Consider the following 22518-nt stretch of genomic DNA (forward strand, 5'->3'; position numbering starts at 1 on the left):
GATTGTTTTTATTCAGATACTACCATAGTTATCCTAAAAAATCCGGCTGACTTATTCAGAATCTTATTTGTTTACTCTAAATTTCTCGCAACCATCTTTCAAGAAGCCAACAATTTGTTGAGCGGCAGCAATACCGGCATTGATATTTGCTTCAGCAGTTTGAGCCCCCATCTTCTTGGGAGTTGAGAAATAACGTCCGGCAAACTTTTCTGCAAACTCTGCGTTAGCAGCAGGCATGATATCTGTGATATATTTGAAGTCTGCACGATCTTCCATCAATTTAATCAGTTCTGCTTCATTAATCACTTCCTTACGGGCAGTGTTTACCAACATAGCACCTTTCGGCATATCTTTCAACAGAGCATAATTGATAGAGTTCTTTGTTTCGGCAGTTGCCGGAATATGAAGAGATACCACCTGGCAAGTCTTATACAATTCTTCTGCAGAATCAAGTGCTTTCACACCATCTTTTTCGATTACTTCTTTCGGACAAAATGCATCATAAGCATACACTTCCATTCCGAAACCTTTGGCAACACGAGCTACATTGCGACCTACGTTTCCATAAGCATGAATACCCAATTTCTTGCCCATCAATTCCGTACCGGAAGTTCCGTTATAGAAGTTACGGACAGCATATACCATCATACCCAAAGCAAGTTCGGCAACAGCATTAGAGTTCTGTCCCGGAGTATTCATCACACATACATTGTGAGCAGTGGCAGCAGCCAGGTCAACGTTGTCATATCCTGCACCGGCACGGACTACGATTTTCAATTCTTTAGCAGCATCCAGCACCTCTGCATCAACAATATCGCTACGGATAATGATAGCATTAGCATCTTTTACTGCATCCAGCAATTGAGCCTTATCAGTATATTTCTCAAGTAAAGCAAGCTCAAATCCGGCTGCTTCTATTTCTTTACGGATACCATCTACTGCAACTTTAGCAAACGGTTTTTCAGTAGCTACAAGTACTTTCATAATCTAATTCTGTTTATAAAGACTCACCACAGATAACCCAGATTCTCACAGAATTAAAAAATCTGCGTCCGTCTGTGTAATCTGTGGTGAAAATATTATTAATGAAGTTTTTCAAATTCCTGCATGCAGTCGATCAAAGCCTGTACGCTTTCTTTCGGCAGAGCATTGTAGCAAGATGCACGGAAACCACCTACAGAACGGTGTCCTTTGATACCTACCATGCCTCTTTCAGTAGCAAACTTTAAGAAGTCCGCTTCAAATTCCTTGTATTCAGGAGCCATTACGAAACAGATATTCATGCGTGAACGGTCTTCTTTGGCAGCAGTACCAACAAACATTTTGTTACGATCGATTTCAGCATACAGCATATCAGCCTTTTCGATGGCACGACGTTCCATTTCTTTCACACCACCCTGTGCTTTGATCCAGCGCAGGTTCAACAATGCAGCATAGATAGGCACTACCGGAGGAGTATTGAACATAGAACCGTTATCAATGTGTGTCTGATAGTTCAGCATTGACGGGATGTAACGGGAAACCTTACCTACAGCGTCATTCTTAACGATAACGAATGTAACACCTGCAGGAGCCAGATTCTTTTGTGCACCACCATAAATACAGATATATTTAGAAACGTCGATCGGACGTGAGAAAATATCAGAAGACATATCGGCAATCATCGGAACTGGAGAATCGAGGTCTTTCTTCAATTCTGTACCGTAAATTGTGTTGTTAGTCGTGATGTGGAAATAATCTGCGTCTGTTGGGATTGTATAATCTTTGGGGATATAAGTATATGTAGCTTCAGCAGAGGAAGCAACTTCTACAACTTCACCAAACCCTTTAGCTTCTTTCATTGCTTTCTTTGCCCATACACCAGTGTTCAGGTATGCAGCCTTTTTTTCGAGGAAGTTATAAGGAACCATGCAGAACTCCATACTAGCACCTCCGCCCAAGAACAGTACCGAATAGCCTTCGGGGATATTGAGTAATTCCTTGAATAATGCCTCTGCTTCGTCAACCACAGGTTGGAAGTCTTTGGCGCGGTGGCTGATTTCCATCAAAGAGAGACCAGAGCCGTTGAAATCTAAAATAGCCTTCGCTGTATCCTCTATCACCTCACGCGGAAGAATGGAAGGTCCTGCATTGAAATTATGCTTTTTCATTTGAAGTTTGTTTTTGGTTTAACAATTTCGTTACTTTTGTCTTTTGACCTTGCGAATTTACGAATTTATTTCCGCTGCACAAATCTTTCCTTATAAAAATACTGTTTTAAAGCAGATTTCCCTTTCTTTTTATTGGTTTATACAGGATATATACACCATTTTGTTATCCATAGATGTCAAGTAAGGTATCTTACAGAAAAGATCTTTACTTCGCTTCTTCTATAATAGTCTTCATTCCTTTGATTTTCTCCCCCTGAATCAGATTCAAGAGCTGCTTCACCTTAGCCCGGCGAATAGCAACGAAAGCATAATGCTCTTTGACGTCAATCGCTCCGACATCTTCGCGGGTCAGATTTCCTTTTTTATATAAGAATCCGGCAATATCCATCCGGCTAAGTTTCTCCTTTTTTCCTTTACCTATATAAATGGTAGCCCAAACCGATTTCGGAGGACGGGGAGGATTTTCAGGTAACACTACTGTTTCCATATCTTCCGGAATATAAGGAGGAAGTTTCTCTTCGGCATGCAAAATCAGATAGGACGTTCCGGTAGCATCCCAACGTGCTGTTCGTCCATTGCGGTGCGTAAAAGCTTCTTCATTCACCGGCAAATGATAATGAACAATATGTCCCACCTCCGGAATATCCAGTCCACGGGCAGCCAAATCGGTAGAAATCAACACATGACAACTGCCGTTACGGAATTTGTAGAGCGCACGTTCGCGGTCCGGCTGTTCCATACCACCATGAAAACGTTCTGCAGACAGTTTTTTATCCGCCAATAACTGATGCACACGATCCACTGCATCCCGATGATTACAGAATACGATGCTCGAACTGCTTCCCAATGTACAAAGCAAATTATATAAAGTATCAATCTTATCTTTGGAAGGAGAAAGTACCTTCATCAGTTTCAAACGGGCCCCCTGTTCTTCAGAAGCGTCCGAAAGAAAATCCAACTTCACCGTGCGGTTCAATCCTGTAAATTCAGGAATCTCTTCAGCATCGGTAGCCGAAAGTAATATACGTTTTTTTAATCCCGGAAGCTGCGTGATAATCTCTGCCATTTCATCATGGAAACCAAACTCCAAAGATTTGTCAAATTCATCGATAATTAAAGTCTCAATGGTTTCAGGATTGAAATTTCCTTTCGACAGATGGTCGGTGATACGTCCCGGAGTACCGATGATGATAGCAGGATGATTACCCACTATACTCTTCTTTTCTTCAGCGATAGGATGTCCACCATAACAACAACAGGTTTTCCAGGGAGTCCCCATTGCTTTGAACACAGAGTCAATTTGTAATGCCAACTCACGTGAAGGAACCAGAATCAGCACCTGCACGCTGTCATCATTCGGTTTTAGGGTAAGAAGCAAAGGCAACAGATAGGCCAATGTCTTGCCCGATCCTGTCGGTGACAACAGTATAACGTCTTTTCTTCCGGTAGCTTGTTCAAGTGATGCTTCCTGCATCGGATTCAGCTCTTTAATCTTCAAATTGCGGAGAGCCGACTGTATAATTTCATTTTTCATACAATTAAACTTTAGCCATGCCGGTCAATATATAATAACCTTTCAGGTTGTTCTCTTTCATGTAAATGGTTACTTCTGTCCTACAAGCTGTTACTAATGCATATCCCGTTAAGTTCGAACTCATTGCTTTAACAAATGAATACTCTGTATCATTGTGGATGAAAGATATACGATGATATTCCATAACCTATTGTGTTTAAAAATTCTATTGTGTAGCCAAATATACGAATATAATAGATAAGTACAGATAAAAAAGGAGAACTATCTTTTAAACAGACATAAAATAGATAGAAAACATAGCGGAAAGACATCATGGAATACCCTAAAAAAGAAGCGGGAAATCCAAGAAGCACTACTGCTTTTCAGATTTCCCGCTCTGTTTTATATATTCTTTCCGGTCATTTTACCGACCGATTGTTCTCTTCCGCGAATTATCCTCCGAAGTTATCGAACATCAGGTTCTGTGCCGGAACGCCAAGATCGTCAAGCATCTTCTCAACAGCTTTCGACATCGGGCCAGGACCACACATATAGTATTCAATATCTTCAGGAGCTTCGTGATTCTTCAGGTAAGTTTCGTAGATTACGTTGTGAACGAATCCCGGAGTATACTTCACGCCTGCAGCATCAGCAGCAGGATCCGGACGGTCGAGTGCCAGATGGAAAGTAAAGTTCGGGAAATCCTTTTCGATCTGCAGGAAATCTTCCAGATAGAACACTTCATTCAATGCACGAGCACCGTAGAAGTATGACATCTTACGATCAGTAACGTGCAGCGTCTTGGTCAAGTGCATGATTTGTGCACGCAACGGAGCCATACCGGCACCACCACCAATCCACATCATTTCCTTGTTAGAATCCAGAATCGGGTGGAAGTCTCCGTAAGGACCGCTCATTATTACCTTATCACCTGGTTTCAGGGTAAAAATATAAGAAGAAGCGATACCCGGCATTACGTCCATAAATCCAGGACCCTGTTCTTTCGGTTTGAACGGCGGAGTAGCGATACGTACTGTCAACATGATACGGTCACCTTCGGCAGGATAGTTGGCCATAGAGTAAGCACGAATTGTTTCTTCGTCATTCTTACATTTCAGTCCCATCAAACCGAATTTCTCCCATGCAGGCAGATATTCGTCACCGATCAATTTTTTATCAATGTCCTTGTCATAATCCATTGAGAATTTAGGAATCTTGATTTGTGCGTAAGAGCCCGGGATAAAGTCCATGTGTTCGCCTTTAGGCAAAGCAACGATAAACTCTTTGATAAACGTAGCCACGTTCTTGTTGGAGATTACTTCGCACTCCCACTCCTTCACACCCAAGATAGATTCGTCGATCTTGATAGCCATATCACTTTTCACTTTCACCTGACAGCCCAGACGCCAGTGGTCTTGTTGCTGTTTACGGCTGAAGTGAGGAACTTCAGAAGGCAGGATTTCTCCACCACCTTCGAGTACCTGGCATTTGCACTGTCCGCAAGAACCCTTACCACCACAAGCAGATGACAGGAATACTCCGTTTACAGACAGCGTATTGAGCAAAGTAGAACCGGAAGCCACTTCCAATTCCTTTTCGCCGTTGATTGTCAGTTTCACGTCTCCTGATGGCACCAAGAAATTTTTGGCAACCAACAAGATTACAACAAGCAACAGAATAACCACAAGGAATACCCCAATGCTCGCTAATATTAAATTCATATCCATTGTCTTATTCCTTTCTTTTTAGATGTTCAAACCAGAGAAACACATAAATGCGATTGCCATCAGACCTACTGTGATAAATGTGATCCCCAATCCTTTCAACGGAGCAGGTACGTCAGAGTAAGCCATTTTCTCGCGGATAGCAGCCAGACCTACGATAGCCAGTAACCAACCGATACCGGAACCCAATGCATAAGAGAGAGCATCCCAGATATCTCCAATGTATTTCGGATCGCTTGGAGCGAGATTGATACGTTGCTGCATAAACAGAGAAGCACCCATGATAGCACAGTTAACGGCAATCAACGGCAGGAAGATACCCAGTGAAGCATACAGCGACGGACTGAAACGCTCTACCACCATCTCCACCAACTGCACGATACCGGCAATAACGGCAATGAAAAGAATAAAGCTCAAGAAACTAAGGTCGACACCTTCAATGATAGCATTAGCAGCCAGCACTTTGGTTTGCAACAAGTAGTTCACCGGAAGCGTTACCAGTAACACGAAAGTCACAGCAATACCCAGTCCTACGGCAGTCTTCACATTCTTCGAAACAGCCAGGTATGAGCACATACCCAGGAAGAATGCGAATATCATATTGTCCACAAAGATAGAGCGGACGAATAAACTTAATAAATGTTCCATATCTTTTAATTAAGAATTAAGAATGAAGAATTAATTACTTTCTTCTTGCAGTTCTTTGTGACGTGCACGTTGATACCATATAATGCAAGCTACGATAATCAATGCCATCGGCGGCATCAACATCAAACCGTTATTTACGTATCCGATATTCCGGATAGGCTCATAGTTCAGGATATTGAAACCGAGCAATGTTCCCGAGCCAAGCAGTTCGCGGAAGAAAGCGACGATTATCAAAATTTTGGCATATCCCAAACCATTACCTACACCGTCCAAGAAAGACTCCCAAGGACCATTCTGCATGGCAAATGCTTCCAGACGCCCCATCAGGATACAGTTAGTGATAATCAAACCTACATATACAGAAAGCTGAACACTTACATCATAAGCATACGCTTTCAGAACTTCACTTACAATAGTTACCAAAGCGGCTACCACTACCAACTGAACGATAATACGGATACGGTTAGGAATGGTTTTGCGCAACAATGAAATAACGACGTTAGCAAATGCAGTAATCACTGTTACTGAAAGTCCCATTACAATAGCAGGCTCCAGTTTTGCAGTGACAGCAAGTGCAGAACAGATACCGAGCACCTGTACGGTTACCGGGTTATCAATTCCCAACGGAGCAGAGAATACTTCTTTATTTCTCTTTGAAAACAGTTGTCCCATATTCTATCTTTCTCCTCCTTATTATTTAGTTAAAAAACTCAAGTAACTATTCAGGCAAGTCTTCAGCATGGCATCTACACCTACAGAAGTGATTGTACCACCAGAGATACCGTCCACCTGATATTCAGGTTTTTCCACCTTGCCATTCTTCACAACTCCAAGAGCAATAGAGCCATCCTCCAAAGTCTTCTTTCCAACGAATTCATTCTGGAAATGTTCGGTTGCAATTTCAGCACCCAACCCCGGAGTTTCACTAGCGTGTGAGAAATAAGTACCGTAAACGGTATCTTTATCCTCGTTCAGTGCAACATATCCCCAGATAGCTCCCCAAAGACCGGCACCATAAACAGGAACCACATATTTGGTCTGACCGTCCACTTCGCATACAAACACGTGCAGACGTTGTTGTTCTTTCGCTTCTTTCTCGTAGTTGGTAGCAAATTCACCTGTATTTTCAGTCAGCGTACCGTCTACGTTCATCAGCATGTCCCCTTTCACATATTTCTTATATTCAGCATCCGCATCTTCCACATTTTTAATGTTCAATGCAGCGAGTATCTGTTTCTTAGTGTCCAACTGCACATTCTTATCTTGTGTAGATTTCAATGAAGAACTAACGAATGCCAGCAGGAATGCTACGATAATAACCATTACCGAAGCATAAATGATAGTATAACTATTACTATTCGTATTCATTTTCTTTCGGTATTTATTGGTTAGACTTGATAGCGCGTTTTTCGCGACGGCTGATGTTACCCTGTACTACACAGTAGTCGATCAGCGGAGCGAAGATGTTCATCAGCAGGATGGCAAGCATCATACCTTCCGGATAACCCGGATTCAGTACGCGGATAACGATAGCCATCACACCGATCAGGAATCCGAAGATATATTTACCTCTTTCCGTACGAGCGGAAGTCACAGGGTCAGTAGCCATAAATACGGCACCGAAGCAGAAACCACCGAGAACGAGGTGTTCGTACCAAGGCATTTGAGCCATTGTGTTGTTTTCCATGCCGATTGAGTTGAATACCCATGCCATAAATGCACCACCGACAAATACGGAAATCATTGTCTTCCAACTAGCAACGCCTGTCCAAAGCAAGATAACCGCACCAATCAGAATAGCGATCACGCTGGTTTCACCGATAGAACCCGGAATCAGACCTGTAATCATATCCATGTTGAATGCAGGAACACTACCAGATGTAGCAGCTTGTCCCAGCGGAGTGGCAACGGTAAGTCCGTCTACGCTTTGTCCCAGACCGAAAATACTGTCGCCTGATACCCAAACGGCATCACCGGACATCTTAGTCGGATATGCGAAAAACAGGAATGCACGCGTAATCAACGCAACGTTGAATACGTTCATACCTGTACCACCGAATACTTCTTTTGCAAAGATAACAGAGAATGCAGTAGCTACGGCAAGAATCCACAGCGGACAGTCAACCGGAACGATCATCGGGATCAAGATACCGGAAACGAGGAATCCTTCCTGTATTTCTTCTTTCTTCCATTGAGCTACCACGAACTCAATACCCAAACCTACTACATAAGATACGATAATTTTAGGCAGTACTGCCAGGAATCCGTATGCAAACATTTCGATAAAGCTGCCAGTAGCACCCGTGTGAGTGAAATGCTGGTAACCTACGTTATACATACCGAACAGCAAAGCCGGTACCAACGAAATAACCACAATCGACATGATGCGCTTGCTATCAATTGCGTCATGTATGTGCGTTCCCGTTTTCGCAGTCTTGTTGGGCACGAACAGGAATGTTTCGAAGCCGTCAAACACCGACTGGAATGCGTGGAATTTGCCGCCCTCTTCAAAGTTCGGCTTTATCTTATCGAGATAATTTCTTAACGCTTTCATTTATTAAATTGAGAATTGAAAATTGAGAATTGAGAAATAGCTACGCTGTGTTTACCAGAAGACAATTTCATAAAGTCTCAACTATCATTTTTTAATTTTTAATTTTTAATTCTTAATTCTCCTATGCCATTTCCGAACGGAGCATATCAAGTCCGGCACGAACGATGCGTTGCAGTTCCATCTTCGAAGAGCAGACGAATTCGCAAAGAGCGAAATCTTCAGGAGCCACTTCATAGATGCCAAGTGCTTCCATACGGTCGATGTCACCGGCGATGATTGCTTTAATCAGATATTCGGGCAGGATATCCATCGGGAATACCCTATCGTATTCACCCGACATAATCATGTGACGTTCGCCACCTTTGATGCGGGCATCCAGCGTATATTCCTTCTTACCCATCAACCAGCTGAAATAAGAATGGTTGGCACTGAACTGGTTGAAGCGCGGCATGATCCATCCGAGCATTTCGTGAATGTCGTCACCTTCGGGGATCACAGTCAGTTGGCTGTGGAATGCTCCCAAGAATCCGTTCGGAGATACTTGCTTTCCTGTCAGCACATTACCGCTGATATAGCGTAAGTCTTTGTCTTTTGTTACATTACCGGCAAACACGTTGGTGAGCAATGCGCCTACCCGGAGTTTGCAGTATGCAGGTTTCAACACTTCGGAACCTGTCACAGCTATTGTACGGGTGAAATCTACACGACCTGTATTGAAAAGGCGGCCAATGAAGATTACGGCTTGCGGATCAATAGTCCATACCGTTTCTCCCTTGGATACGGGATCGAGATGGTTGATCTGAACACCTACATTACCCGCAGGGTTCGGTCCGTCGAAAGCGGTGATTGTAACATTCTTAGCCTGTGTCAGTGCAGCAGCGTTCTGTTTCACACTGATATTCAGATAGGTTTTTGCCAGTTTGGCAAGAGCATCAAGTCCTGTCTGGAAGTTTGTTTCTTCACCTTTGAGGGCAAACTCAAAATCCGGAGCTAACGGATTAGTGTCGAATGCGGATACAAAGATTCCTTTCGGAGTGACCGTCGGATCAGCAATGATGTCATAAGGGCGCTGTTTGATAAACGCGAAAAGTCCGGCTTCCAACAAAGCGGTTCTCACAGCTTCAGCATCCATCGAAGCAACATTCTTTTTTCCAAAATCTTCATAGTCCTGCTCTGCAGCAGCTTCCACTACGATGTTCAACACCTTACGACGAGCACCACGTTCAACACTCGTCACCACGCCGCTCACCGGCGAAACAAATTTCACTTCAGGATGATACTTGTCGATAAACAAGGGTCCACCAGCCATTACATACTCCTGCTCTTTCACGACTACCTTAGGCGTCACTCCAGGAAAGTCATCGGGTACGAGTGCGTAGAACCCCGGTTCTTTTACTGTTGCGTACGTTTCAGCAGCTTTACCTTTCAGGTTTATGTCAAGGCCTTTACGTAACTTTATTACATTTGCCATGCTAGATAAAATAATGGTTTCATAAATTTGCCGCAAAAGTAATAAATAAGATTGGGATTCGGGAGGAAAAAAGAAAGGAATTACGGAAAAATATCCGTAATTCCTTTCGTGTTCGTGCACGTTCTTTCTTTTGCCTCTTTGAAGCAAAAGAAAGAACCAAAGAAAAATTGGAGACCTCGCGGCATACAGGTCTATGCAAAGTGGTTATTCCTCTCCGGCAAACATAGGGTCCCAGGCAGGAAGTCGAATAGGTTTCTGTTTCAACACCTCAAGAGCTTTTTTCGATGCGTATTTCGTTTCTACTACCAGACGGAACATATATTCATCAAACCAGTCATCCGTCATGATGAGATGTCCTTGATAACCGGAGGTTGCTCCCCAACTATTTTCAACCATCCATTTCGTCGGTTTTCCGTTTTTGTCAAGATCGACGGCCATAAGAGTCATGGCGTGACTGGAGCCACTGGCGAAACTTTGGATGCGTTGCTTCTTGTTCATGCCAAAAGAAGTACCCATAAGGGATTCGTAATCGTAGTTTTTGACATCCAGTAAACCACGATCGGAGTTTAGGAATTTACCTACATCGCAAGAAAAATACATCATTGTGCTATCCCTGAGAGAAGAAATAGCCATTTCTTTGATGTCCTCGATGGGGAGATTGACATACGTCCAGTTTTTGCCGTCGTAACGGTGGCGGTCGTAGTCTATCTCATAACATTTATAATATTCACGGCTCGGATCGTTCATTAACATGACATAATTGTCAATCAGTTTTTCGTCACCATACTTCTTCAGGAAAGAAAGCGGAGTGTAAGTTTCGGTAGATACAGGCTCGCCTTTAGCGTTGCATTCAGTCCAGGTAAATTCAGTGGGAGGAACACCGAGATTCAGCACTAACATGCGATAGATGGTGCTCAACATTTCTGTTTTTGTTTTCTCAAGGGCAGCAGGTTTGGCACCTTGCGCAGCGAGATCACGGAGTTGAAGCCCCTGCTCACGAAGTTTCAGGGCGATCAGACCTGCCATGCGGGAGGTATTTTCACTGCTATTGGTTTCCGGCATCACATCTTTGGGAACAAGCCCGTATTTACTGACGATATCGGCTACACCGGTGAATGTTCCACCGTCACTCAAAGGATTGCGGAAGAGCCATTCCACCATTTTATCGTCCATCGGCTTACTGCTGGTGTCGATAATACCTTGTAGAAAGAGATTAGCTTTCTCCAGCTGATCGAAGAAGAAAGGATAAGTTTGCGAGAATTCGAACGAGCCGAGGTTATGTTTGGCAATCGCTTTGGCACGCATCACATTCAGACCAGTGAAAAGCCAGCAACGGCCGGAAGATTTCTGATCGGTAATACCTTTGGAAGGCACTTTGATGGAGAAATGTGTATCCATCCCCTTCAGGTTATCCTGGTTGAGAGCCAGTTTACGGATGTCGTTGCTGCCGATAGCGTTGCGGATAGCCTTGTCGGCAGGAGTGTTTGCGTAACTCTGCTTGATTTGTTGCATCATGGAGTCGCTGATGCCACCTTTCACTTCTTGCGCTTGTGTAGAATAAGAAAAAGCACAGAAAACAAAAATTGATAAAATCTGTTTATTCATTGATTTGATATTAAAATGTTGTCATATTTCACCTTCTTATAATAGATGAAACATATTACTCTTTTGCAAAGGTTATTGAATTCTTAGATATATGCAAACAAACTCCTAAAAAACGAATAATGTTTTTTAGCAAACAATAATAACTTATTATAGAAAAACCTGCAATTAGAATAAATAATCGTATATTTGCACGCAAAATTAAAACACAACAAAATGACAAGCGTAAAAACTGTACGATATAATTGGATTGACTGGAGTAAGTCAATAGCTATATTCCTAGTTATTTGGGGACATGTACCGATGCAATCAGAGACGCACACGATCATTTATTCCTTCCACATGCCACTTTTCTTTCTTATATCCGGTTACTTATACAACCCTAAAGGAACAATAAAAGAAGAATTATATAAGGATCTCAAGACTTTGCTGCTCCCCTATCTCATCTATCAATTCATTTTTTACCCGTATTGGTTTGTTAGAGAACTTATAGTACCTCATCAAGTCATCAATATACACAATAGCATCATACACCCCCTCATTCAATCACTGTCATCAGACCCCATTAACGGTCCCACATGGTTTATATATTGCCTGTTTATGATAAAAATATACTCCTACATTATACAAAGAAAACAATCATTATACTGGTTGACGGCAGGTATCAGCAGCCTAGTCTCCATACTCATTTGTTATTGGCTCAACCAAAACTCCATTTATGGCACCTATACCACACATGGGTTTTTCGCATTGCAAATATTCTTTTATACAGGACAAACATTGAAACGGACAAAAATAAAAAACATCGCAAATTCCTTGCATCAAAGTATCATCTGGCTGCTTTTGTCCATTGTTTCATTTGCCACATTTTTTTCGATGGGATACACCAGTAACTATACAACACTGCCCGAAATGGTAAATTTCTACCTCCTGGGATTCACCGGAAGCTGTATGATTCTTGGAATCGGATTTATACTCAATCAAATTACATCCACCATAAATTATAATGTATCAATAGGAACAATGGTTATTTTAGGTATACATTGGATGTTCATAGGTGTATTCAATTTTGCTATAGAAAAATACCTGCATATCGATAATATTACCTACTCTACATTCATAGCCTTTATTATAAGTCTACTTATTACAGCAATCAATTATCCACTCATTATATTCTGCAAGAAGCATATCCCTCTACTGTTAGGGAAAATCCGCATACCAAAATAGCCTTTATTTGCCCTTAGAATGACTTTTTTAGATTTATTATCTAAGAACTTCAAAACTAATCAAAATAAAAGAGTTTTCTTTGCAGTCAAATTCCTCACAGAGAAATTATGAAGAAATATATAATAGGAATATTGATGATGCTTCCATCCATCAATATGATGTCAGCCGCGGCTAACAGTACGGCAGTAAAGAGCGATGTAGATATTGAAGACATCCCGTCAGATACCATTCCTGCCCTTTCAAAGCACGAGTTGCGCCGCCAGCGTGTAGCAAAACGAAATTTGCACTATAACATATTAGGTGGTCCCAGCTACACACCGGACTTCGGTGTATTGGTAGGCGGTAGTGCCTTGATGACGTTCCGGATGAATCCGAGTGATACCACCCAACGACGTTCGGTAGTGCCAGTGGCCATTGCCTTGATGTTCAAAGGTGGGCTGAACTTGATGACAAAACCACAACTTTTTTTTAAAGGAGACCGCTTCCGTATCTTCGGAACTTTTTCTTATAAAAATACGATCGAGAACTTTTATGGCATCGGCTATTCCACTAATAAAGATTATGAACGTGGAGAAGATACCAGCGAATACCGTTACAGTGGCATCCAAGTAAACCCCTGGTTCCTGTTCCGTCTGGGAGAAAGCAACATTTTTGCAGGTCCCCAAGTCGATTTGAACTATGATAAAATTACCAGGCCGGCTGCCGGAATGGTTAATGAACCCTCGTATATGGCGGCAGGAGGTACAGAAAGCGGATACGAAAATTTCAGCTCCGGACTCGGTTTCCTGCTGACGTATGACACACGTGATATTCCCGCAAATGCATATAACGGAACCTACCTCGACTTCCGGGGAATGATGTATAATAAAGTATTCGGAAGCGATAATAACTTTTACCGTTTGGAAATCGACTATCGTCAATACAAAACAGTAGGCCGCCGCAAGGTGATAGCCTGGACAGTGCAAAGCAAAAACGCATTCGGAAATGTGCCCCTAACAAAATATGTACTTAGCGGAACCCCCTTCGATCTTCGCGGTTACTACATGGGACAGTTTCGCGACAAGTCCTCGCATGTCATGATGGCCGAATACCGCCAGATGATAAATACGGACAAAAGCACTTGGGTGAAAAAGATGTTAAGTCATATAGGATATGTAGCCTGGGGAGGATGCGGATTCATGGGCCCCACTCCGGGCAAGATAGAAGGTGTGCTTCCCAACCTCGGACTGGGATTACGCATTGAAGTTCAACCCCGTATGAATGTACGTCTCGACTTCGGAAGGGACATGGTGAACAAGCAGAATCTGTTCTACTTCAACATGACAGAAGCCTTCTAATACCGTTTTAGCAACGATCTGTGCACAATTTACACGCAAGACTGCAAAATAGATAATAAAAGACTGTACATAAATGAAATTAATCCTTATATTTGCGCAAGCTATAACACAGCAAGAGCAAATAATAGGATTTTTTTATGAAGCAATTTATATGTTTTTTTTCGGGGCTATTACTTCTATTCATCTCTACCACCCGTGTAGTTGCACAAGAAGTGTCTGACTATTCTCAACTAAATGAAGAAGATTATAGTAAAATAATTCTCCCCCCACTATCCGTTTTATTCGAAAACGCCAAGAACAGCCCTATTTATGAGATGGCGGACGTAAAAGCGAGAATCGAGCGCAAATTACTCCAAAAAGAGAAATGGTCATTTCTAGGTTTCTTCAGTTTACGGGGAAGCTATCAATATGGAATGTTCGGCAATGAGTCCACTTTTACGGACGTGGCAGTCGCTCCATACCTCACCTACTCCACCCAGGCACAGAATGGTTACACGGTAGGTGCAGGGCTAAGCATCCCTTTAGATGACCTATTCGACCTCAAAGGGCGAGTCAGCCGACAAAGGCTTACATTACGCAGTGCAGAATTGGAACGGGAAGTGAAGTACGACGAAATCAAGAAGAATATTATTGAGATGTATGCGATGGCTACCTCACAGATAAGAGTACTTAAAATGAGAAGTGAAAGTTTGGTACTTGCTAATGTGCAATATGAAATTTCTGAAAAGAATTTTGCCAACGGAACCATAGAATCTTCCGATTTGGCCGTAGATAAAGAAAGACAGTCCACTGCACGTGAAGCATATGAGAATAGCAAGTTTGAATTGACCAAAAGCTTGATGATACTCGAGGTTATTTCGCGTACTCCTCTAATACGAAAATAAAAGAATAAGATATGAACTTCATCATTTCTATCATACGAACCCTCTTTCGCCACCGCTGGCTGATACTGGTAGGGACTGCTATCTTCACATTACTCGTTTTCTACTACACACGCCACATGCGGGGTGGATACGATGTGAAAGCAACACTTTATACCGGAGTAGCTTCGGGATATAACTTGGAGAGCGATAAACGCACAGACTGGGCGACAGTACAAAATTCGATGGACAACCTGATTAGTATCATGCAAGCCGAGAGCACTCTGAAAAGAGTATTCCTGCGATTATTTGCCCGTGTACTTATCCAGGGAAATCCGGATAACGACAATGACGGAATCACTCCATCCAGCTACAATTACACCTACAACCACTTAATAAACAGTCCGCATGGACCGGAAATATTAAAGCTGATCGACAAATCGAGCGAAGATAAAACAGTTGCCAATCTGGAAGCATATATGCGTCCGAAAAAAGGTAACTATATCTATGAAATGTTCTACTACAATCACCCATTCTACAGCTACAATGCTTTGAAAAACATCAAAGTGCAACGCCGGCTCACGAGTGATTTGCTGGACATCAGTTATACTTCCGGAGATCCCGGCATAGCCTACAACACAGTAAGCATCCTGATGGATGAGTTTGTGGAAGAATACCGCCGTATCCGTTACGGAGAAACAGACAAAGTCATCAAATACTTTGAGGAAGAGTTGAAACGCATCGGCAAAAAACTTAACTCGGAGGAAGACGACCTGACCAAGTACAATGTAGAAAAACGTATCATCAACTATCTGGATGAGACCAAAGAAATCGCGGCCATCAGTAAAGAATTCGAGCTGCGGGAACAAGATGCGCTTTTTGCATACAACAGTACCAAATCGATGCTCGAAGAACTGGAAAAGCACATGGACAGCAATGCCAAGCAAGTGCTCAAGAACATGGAATTTGTAGACAAATTAAGAGAAGCATCCAATATCACCAGTAAAATCTCGGAAGTGGAAGCGATGAGCGACTCCAAGCAAAAAGATACCGAATCTATGACAGGTGACAAAAAACGTTTGAACGAACTTAAACAAGAATTGAATGATTTAACCACCTCCTACGTAAGTCATAAATACACCAAAGAAGGTGCCAGCCGGACCAATATCATCGACCAATGGCTGGAACAAACTTTGTTGTTTGAAAAAGCTAAGGCCGAACTACTAATTGTGCAAAATGCCCGTCAGGAATTGAACGACCGTTACGTATTTTTTGCCCCCGTGGGTACCACCATCAAGCAAAAGGAACGCTCCATCAACTTCACGGAACGTAGTTACCTGACCGTGTTGCAGAGCTACAACGAAGCTCTGTTGAGAAAGAAAAATCTGGAAATGACTTCTGCCACATTGAAAGTACTCAATGAACCTACCTATCCAATTGCATCCAACTCGACCAACCGCAAGCAAATTGTCATTGCCGCTTGTATAGGTAGTTTCCTAATAATCATCGCCTTACTATTACTAATTGAAATTCTTGACAGAACGCTGCGTGATGCAAACCGCACCAAACGAGTGACCGGATTTAAGGTTATAGGAGCCGTTCCCACCCCCTCTTCCTCCCGTTATGGCGGACTAACCAAAACCTACGTCCAACTTTCTATCAAAGAGTTGAGCAACTCCATACTCCGCTTCCTAACGAAACGGAAATCACCCGGCGTGTTTATCATCAACCTGTTCAGTACCAGCGAAAACTCCGGTGAGGACATCGTTGGAAACCTGATCTGCGGATATATGCAAAGCCGGATGTTAAATACAAGATTCATCACGTACGGAGAAGATTTCAACACAGATTCCACTCAATATCTGTTAGCAAAAAACATTACTGATTTTTACACCTTGCAAGGAGAAGACATACTGATCGTTGCCTATCCGCCATTGTCGTCAAGCAATATCCCGACTGCACTGTTGAACGACGCTAATGTCAACATTCTGGTCAGTCCGGCAGACCGCGGATGGAAAACCATCGACAAACAACTTTGCGAGCAACTCATGACACAAATGGGTAAAAATGATGTTCCGTTCCGCGTGTGCCTGACCAACGCCAAGCGTGAAGCAGTGGAAGACTTCACAGGACAACTTCCGCCATACACCTTATTGCGTAGAGCCAGCTATCGTTTCAGCCAATTGTCACTTACAGAAAAAATCAAATTCAATCTAAGCAGAAAAGCAAAAGAGACTGAAGAAGAAGACGATGACGAATAATAAGATAGTAACTTTCCATATCCTGCTTGCTTTACAATTTGTGTTGGTGGCAGCAGGTATGTTAGTAAATATCAAGGTAGGGTTATTCTCTATGATAATTATCTTGTTATTCACTACCATCTGTTTGATACAACTTAGCAACGATGAGCAAACCAACTGGAAAGCAGGTCAAAACGTCATGACCTATATGTTCACAGCCTGGTTGTGTTTCTATCTCCTTGAGATTCTGAATCCCAACAACGTGCTGGCAGCATGGAACATCAACCTTACCCCTTATGCGCTGATACCTTTAATATGCGCCTTTGTTGTTCCGCTTGTCGTCCGCACTAAAAAAGACATCGAGCTGCTATTAATCATCTGGTCGGTATTCGTCCTTATCTTTACAATAAAAGGTTACTGGCAGAAAAACTATGGTTTCAGTTCCAAAGACCTCTATTTCCTGCACGTGCTGGGCGGATGGCGTACACACATCATCTGGTCGGGCATCCGCTATTTCTCCTGCTTCTCCGATGCAGCAAACTACGGAGTACACGCTGCTATGTCCGCTGTGGTCTTTGCCATCTCCGCCTTTTTTGTGAAGTCCAAATGGCTCCGCATTTACTTCCTCTGCATCGCCGTCGGGGGACTTTACGGAATGGGTATTTCGGGAACCCGTGCAGCTATGGGAGTCATCATGGGAGGAATGTTAATGATAACCGTCATTGCCAAAAACTGGAAAGCGTTATTGGCAGGTATATTCATATCCATCAGTGTTTTCGTGTTTTTCAGTTATACCAATATCGGAAGCGGAAACCAATATATCCACAAAATGCGCTCCTCTTTCCATCCATCCGAAGACGCTTCCTATCAGGTGCGTGTCGAAAACCGGCAAAGGATGAAAGAATTGATGGCAAAGAAACCGTTAGGCTACGGCATTGGACTCTCCAAAGCCGGCAACTTCGATTCGCGAGAGCAGATGCCCTACCCGCCCGACTCGTGGCTAGTCAGCGTATGGGTAGAAACGGGAATCGTCGGACTGATACTCTACCTTTCCATACACGGTATTCTCTTTGCCTGGTGCTCCTGGATACTCATGTTTAAAGTACGCAATAAAGGTCTGCGCGGACTTATCGCGGCATGGCTCTGTATGGATGCCGGATTTTTTATCGCCACCTATGTCAACGACATTATGCAGTATCCCAACCAGTTGCCCGTATACATAGGCTTTGCACTCTGTTTTGCGGCTCCACATATCGACAAGCGTATCAGTGAAGAGAAAGAAGAAAGTGAAGAAAGTGAAGAAAGCGAAGAAAAAGAACGGCAGTTATCTAATAACGAAATCAACGAACAAGAATGACAAACAGTAGTCCCGACATATCATTTATTACCATCTGTTACAACGGGTTCAAAGACACCTGTGAACTGATAGAATCACTGCACAAAAAGCTGAAGTCCGTGAGCTATGAAATCATAGTGGTAGACAATGCTTCACGCGAAGATGAAGCAGCCAAAATACACGAATTATATCCAACGGTTATCAGCATCCGCAGCAATGAGAACGGAGGTTTTTCCGGTGGCAACAACATTGGAATCCGTGCAGCAAAAGGCAAATACATTTTCCTTATCAATAACGATACCTATATCGAATCCGATGAAATCGCCTACTTGGTAGAACGACTGGAAAGTCGTCCGGAAATCGGAGGCGTGTCACCTAAAATACGTTTCGCCTTTCCACCGCAACACATACAGTTTGCAGGATTTACCCCGCTGACAAAGATAACATTGCGCAACAATATGCTGGGCTTCGACTGTCCCGATGACGGAAGCTACGATACCCCCCATCCTACCCCCTATCTACACGGGGCAGCCATGATTATCAAACGCGAAGTGATTGAAAAAATCGGAATGATGCCGGAAATCTTCTTCCTTTACTACGAAGAACTCGATTGGAGTACAAGCATGACCCGTGCCGGATACGAACTATGGTATGAGCCGCGTTGCACTGTTTTTCATAAAGAAAGTCAAAGCACCGGGCAACTAAGCAAACTACGCACCTATTTCCTGACACGAAATCGCCTGCTCTATGCCCGCCGTAATATGAAAGGCATGGAACGATTGATGTCCGTACTTTACCAGAGCACCATTGCAGCCGGTAAAAACAGTCTGTCATTCGCCTTCAAAGGCCGTTTCGACCTATTTTGTGCCACCTATTATGGGGTCTGCACAGGGCTATTCATGTCCTCATCAAATAATAACAGTAAAAACGCATAAAAACTCTAGATACTATGAACATTATTGACTGGATTCTCTACATTCCCCTGGTGTTTTGCGTATGCTACCTATTGCTATACGCTATTGCCTCCAAGTTTTACCGGGCTCCCCAATACCCCGAAGCCCGTACGCTCCGACGCATCGTCGTGCTCTTTCCCGCCTACAAGGAAGACCGCGTGATTGTTGCTTCCATACAGAGTTTTCTTGAACAGGACTATCCGAAGGAACTCTATGAGATCATAGTCATTTCCGATCAGATGCGACCGGAAACAAACGACGCTCTGGCAGCCCTTCCCATCCGCCTGTTGATGGCAAATTACAAGGAAAGTTCGAAAGCCAAAGCACTGGCAATGGCCATGGATTCCATTGATACAAATGCATTCGACATTATAGTCATCATGGATGCCGACAACATGACTACGCCCGATTTCCTGTCTACCATCAACCGCGTTTTTGACAGCGGCATAAAATCCGTACAGGCACACCGGACAGGAAAGAATCTGAACACAGACATTTCCGTGCTTGACAGCGCCAGCGAAGAAATAAACAATGGTTTCTTCCGCAGCGGACATAACGCAGTAGGACTTTCTGCCGGACTATCCGGTTCAGGAATGGCATTCGAAGCAGAATGGTTTCATCAGAATGTGAAATATCTCCAGACGGCAGGTGAAGACAAAGAATTGGAAGCGATGCTCCTGCAACAACGCATCTATACCGTTTATCTGCCCGACCTGCTTGTGTTTGACGAAAAAACACAAAAGAAAGAAGCCATCAGCAACCAGCGCAAACGCTGGATAGCTGCACAATTCGGCGCACTCCGTGCTTCGCTGCCTCACTTACCCAAAGCATTCTTACAAGGAAATTTCGACTATTGCGACAAGATATGCCAATGGATGCTTCCGCCACGATTGATTCAGTTGGCAGGAGTTTTCGGACTGACTTTCGTCTTTACCGTTACCGGCCTTATATTGAGCCTATGCAATGGCAGCAACGAATGGATGATAGCCATCAAATGGTGGATATTGTCGGCTGCACAAGTAGCGGCCATGATGCTACCCGTACCGGGCGGCAGACTATTTACCAAACAGGTAGGGAAAGCAATCACCCAAATGCCTATGCTGGCTGTTACTATGATCGGTAATTTATTTAAATTGAAAGGAGCCAATAAAAAGTTTATCCATACGGAGCATGGCGAATACCATAAATAGAAATCAAACATAACAAGAAAACAACAATGAAAATCGCTATTGAAGCCCAACGGATTTTCCGCACTAATAAACACGGAATGGATTTCGTTGCTCTTGAAAGTATCCGGGAATTGCAAAAAATAGACCATGAGAACGAATATTTCATCTTCGTTACTTCTGGCGAAGACAGATGCATGGAAGAATCGGAAAATATGCATATTATCGAACTAAAATGCCCCACTTACCCCCTTTGGGAGCAAGTGGCTCTTCCCCGCGCAGTAAAAAAAATCATGCCCGATTTGTTGCACTGCACAAGCAACACTGCCCCATTGCAATGTCCCGTACCATTAATACTGACACTACACGACATTATTTATTTAGAAAAACGTCATTCTTCCAGCTTCACCTGGTATCAGGAAATGGGCTGGTATTACCGCCGGATGGTAGTTCCACGTGTACTTGCCAGCTGTGAAAAGATTATCACTGTCTCGCAATTTGAGCGTGAACGAATTCTTGAAGCGTTACATCTGCCGGAAGAACAATTAGTAGCCGTGTACAACGGTTTCAATAGTCATTTCCATGTACAACCCAAAGCTCCGGAGATCACCCGAAAATATATTGATGCAGACAATTATCTGTTTTTTCTGGGAAACACCGACCCTAAGAAGAACACTCCCAGAGTGCTGAAAGCATATAGCGACTATCTGAAACAATCCACCCAAAAGTTGCCATTGCTCATTGCCGACCTCAAGGGAGATGTTATCGACCGGATATTGGAAGAAGAAAATATTACAGAAATCAAAAGTTATATCCACGCTCCGGGATATATTGCGAATACCGACCTTGCAGCACTCTATTGCGGTGCATTCGCATTCCTTTATCCATCGCTTCGCGAGAGTTTCGGCATCCCGATGCTGGAGGCAATGGCTTGCGGAACGCCCATCATTGCGGGAAACACATCAGCCATGCCCGAAATTGCAGGCGAGGGAGCTTTACTGACAGATCCGTTCAACTCCAATGATATTACAGAAAAAATACTGCAACTGGAGAATGACCAGACACTCTATCAGCAACAAGTGGAATATGGCATACAACGCAGCCAGTTGTTTTCATGGCGGAATACGGCAGAATCGCTGCTGAAAATATATAAAGAATTTGCCAAGTAAAAAACCAAAAAGCAATAACTAAATCAAAAAGAGAATGTGTCAAAACTTCCCTTTTTAACGAAATCACCTTCGCCACAGATAGTTGTAGCGAAGGTGATTTTATCTAACCATTCCACTCGGCTTTCACCTCGAAACACGGACATGCCTTAATCCACTCTTCGGGCTCAATCTCTCCGTTTCCATTCAGATCGGGGCTCAAATCCCGATGTCCGCACACCCGGCAGCCGGGATAATCACGCAAGAGCGTAAGAATCAGTACGTGCATTGAATGAACCTGCCATTCGGTACGGGTATCGGCAGGATGACCGTGGCAGTCAAGTCCGCCCTCATAACAGATGCCAATACTGTTCCGGTTGTGTCCTTTTGCGTGCGCACCGATTCGTTCAATCTCACGGGTGGTCTTTATATCTCCATTTTTGCGGATATAAAAATGATAACCCGTCCCGTTGAAACCACGCCGGCGATGGCAGACTTCCAAATCGTCTTCAGTGAAATCCCTGTCCGCCCTTGTGGCGGAACAGTGGATCACAATCAGGTTAATCTTCCTCATCATCAACCTGTCCTTTCA

The 22518-nt window shown here is 43.3% G+C and carries 20 protein-coding genes; 8 read left to right on the plus strand and 12 right to left on the minus strand.

Annotation, left to right across the window (positions count from 1 at the left end):
- Window positions 1-63: 63 nt before the first annotated feature.
- From I2I13_RS14155 to I2I13_RS14205, 11 genes are all read right to left on the minus strand, one after another.
- Entirely contained in the window at window positions 64-984 is a 921-nt protein-coding gene (locus I2I13_RS14155) for an NAD(P)-dependent oxidoreductase (protein WP_099145779.1), read from the minus strand.
- 98 nt (window positions 985-1082) lie between these two features.
- Window positions 1083-2150: a 3-phosphoserine/phosphohydroxythreonine transaminase gene (gene serC / locus I2I13_RS14160; protein ID WP_099145780.1), complete on the minus strand. Its 1068-nt coding sequence runs from the start codon at window positions 2148-2150 to the stop codon at window positions 1083-1085.
- Between the two features lie 205 nt (window positions 2151-2355).
- On the minus strand, window positions 2356-3684 hold the full coding sequence (locus tag I2I13_RS14165) for a DEAD/DEAH box helicase (RefSeq protein ID WP_195649742.1): 1329 nt from the start codon (window positions 3682-3684) through the stop codon (window positions 2356-2358).
- A gap of 4 nt (window positions 3685-3688) precedes the next feature.
- Window positions 3689-3868, minus strand: coding sequence for a hypothetical protein (locus I2I13_RS14170; RefSeq protein WP_148367246.1), 180 nt, complete (start codon window positions 3866-3868; stop codon window positions 3689-3691).
- A gap of 247 nt (window positions 3869-4115) precedes the next feature.
- On the minus strand, window positions 4116-5390 hold the full coding sequence (gene nqrF, locus I2I13_RS14175; RefSeq protein WP_148367248.1) for an NADH:ubiquinone reductase (Na(+)-transporting) subunit F: 1275 nt from the start codon (window positions 5388-5390) through the stop codon (window positions 4116-4118).
- An 18-nt stretch (window positions 5391-5408) separates the two neighbouring features.
- The gene (nqrE, locus tag I2I13_RS14180; protein WP_148367250.1) at window positions 5409-6035 is read right to left on the minus strand and encodes an NADH:ubiquinone reductase (Na(+)-transporting) subunit E; all 627 of its coding nucleotides are present in this window, start codon (window positions 6033-6035) and stop codon (window positions 5409-5411) included.
- 30 nt (window positions 6036-6065) lie between these two features.
- Window positions 6066-6707 carry an NADH:ubiquinone reductase (Na(+)-transporting) subunit D gene (locus I2I13_RS14185; RefSeq protein WP_148367252.1) on the minus strand — a complete coding sequence of 214 codons (642 nt, stop codon included), beginning with the start codon at window positions 6705-6707 and terminating at the stop codon, window positions 6066-6068.
- Between the two features lie 21 nt (window positions 6708-6728).
- A complete protein-coding gene (locus tag I2I13_RS14190) occupies window positions 6729-7403 on the minus strand; it encodes a Na(+)-translocating NADH-quinone reductase subunit C (protein ID WP_148367254.1) in 675 nt (224 codons plus the stop codon).
- Between the two features lie 13 nt (window positions 7404-7416).
- Window positions 7417-8589 carry an NADH:ubiquinone reductase (Na(+)-transporting) subunit B gene (locus I2I13_RS14195; protein WP_004306321.1) on the minus strand — a complete coding sequence of 391 codons (1173 nt, stop codon included), beginning with the start codon at window positions 8587-8589 and terminating at the stop codon, window positions 7417-7419.
- Between the two features lie 121 nt (window positions 8590-8710).
- On the minus strand, window positions 8711-10060 hold the full coding sequence (locus I2I13_RS14200) for a Na(+)-translocating NADH-quinone reductase subunit A (RefSeq protein ID WP_195649743.1): 1350 nt from the start codon (window positions 10058-10060) through the stop codon (window positions 8711-8713).
- 204 nt (window positions 10061-10264) lie between these two features.
- The gene (locus I2I13_RS14205) at window positions 10265-11665 is read right to left on the minus strand and encodes a C1 family peptidase (protein ID WP_195649744.1); all 1401 of its coding nucleotides are present in this window, start codon (window positions 11663-11665) and stop codon (window positions 10265-10267) included.
- Between the two features lie 213 nt (window positions 11666-11878).
- Here I2I13_RS14205 and I2I13_RS14210 point away from each other — a divergent pair, with 213 nt between their 5' ends.
- From I2I13_RS14210 to I2I13_RS14245, 8 genes are all read left to right on the plus strand, one after another.
- On the plus strand, window positions 11879-12889 hold the full coding sequence (locus I2I13_RS14210) for an acyltransferase family protein (RefSeq protein ID WP_195649745.1): 1011 nt from the start codon (window positions 11879-11881) through the stop codon (window positions 12887-12889).
- A 107-nt stretch (window positions 12890-12996) separates the two neighbouring features.
- Window positions 12997-14226 carry a BamA/TamA family outer membrane protein gene (locus I2I13_RS14215; RefSeq protein ID WP_195649746.1) on the plus strand — a complete coding sequence of 410 codons (1230 nt, stop codon included), beginning with the start codon at window positions 12997-12999 and terminating at the stop codon, window positions 14224-14226.
- Between the two features lie 137 nt (window positions 14227-14363).
- Window positions 14364-15110: a TolC family protein gene (locus I2I13_RS14220; protein WP_195649747.1), complete on the plus strand. Its 747-nt coding sequence runs from the start codon at window positions 14364-14366 to the stop codon at window positions 15108-15110.
- An 11-nt stretch (window positions 15111-15121) separates the two neighbouring features.
- Window positions 15122-17347 carry a hypothetical protein gene (locus I2I13_RS14225; protein ID WP_195649748.1) on the plus strand — a complete coding sequence of 742 codons (2226 nt, stop codon included), beginning with the start codon at window positions 15122-15124 and terminating at the stop codon, window positions 17345-17347.
- Window positions 17337-18683 carry an O-antigen ligase gene (locus I2I13_RS14230; protein ID WP_195649749.1) on the plus strand — a complete coding sequence of 449 codons (1347 nt, stop codon included), beginning with the start codon at window positions 17337-17339 and terminating at the stop codon, window positions 18681-18683. Before I2I13_RS14225 ends, I2I13_RS14230 begins: the two co-directional genes overlap by 11 nt.
- Entirely contained in the window at window positions 18680-19597 is a 918-nt protein-coding gene (locus I2I13_RS14235) for a glycosyltransferase family 2 protein (protein ID WP_195649750.1), read from the plus strand. Before I2I13_RS14230 ends, I2I13_RS14235 begins: the two co-directional genes overlap by 4 nt.
- A 14-nt stretch (window positions 19598-19611) precedes the next feature.
- Window positions 19612-20805: a glycosyltransferase family 2 protein gene (locus I2I13_RS14240; protein ID WP_195649751.1), complete on the plus strand. Its 1194-nt coding sequence runs from the start codon at window positions 19612-19614 to the stop codon at window positions 20803-20805.
- Between the two features lie 26 nt (window positions 20806-20831).
- Complete coding sequence (locus I2I13_RS14245; protein WP_195649752.1) at window positions 20832-21950, plus strand: glycosyltransferase family 1 protein; 1119 nt, start codon at window positions 20832-20834, stop codon at window positions 21948-21950.
- Between the two features lie 103 nt (window positions 21951-22053).
- On the opposite strand, the gene I2I13_RS14250 is transcribed toward I2I13_RS14245, so the two are convergent.
- The gene (locus I2I13_RS14250) at window positions 22054-22500 is read right to left on the minus strand and encodes an N-acetylmuramoyl-L-alanine amidase (RefSeq protein ID WP_195649790.1); all 447 of its coding nucleotides are present in this window, start codon (window positions 22498-22500) and stop codon (window positions 22054-22056) included.
- Window positions 22501-22518: the final 18 nt, after the last annotated feature.

Origin of the sequence: Bacteroides sp. D55t1_190419_B8, from assembly GCF_015558905.1 — a bacterium.
Classification (GTDB): domain Bacteria; phylum Bacteroidota; class Bacteroidia; order Bacteroidales; family Bacteroidaceae; genus Bacteroides; species Bacteroides vicugnae.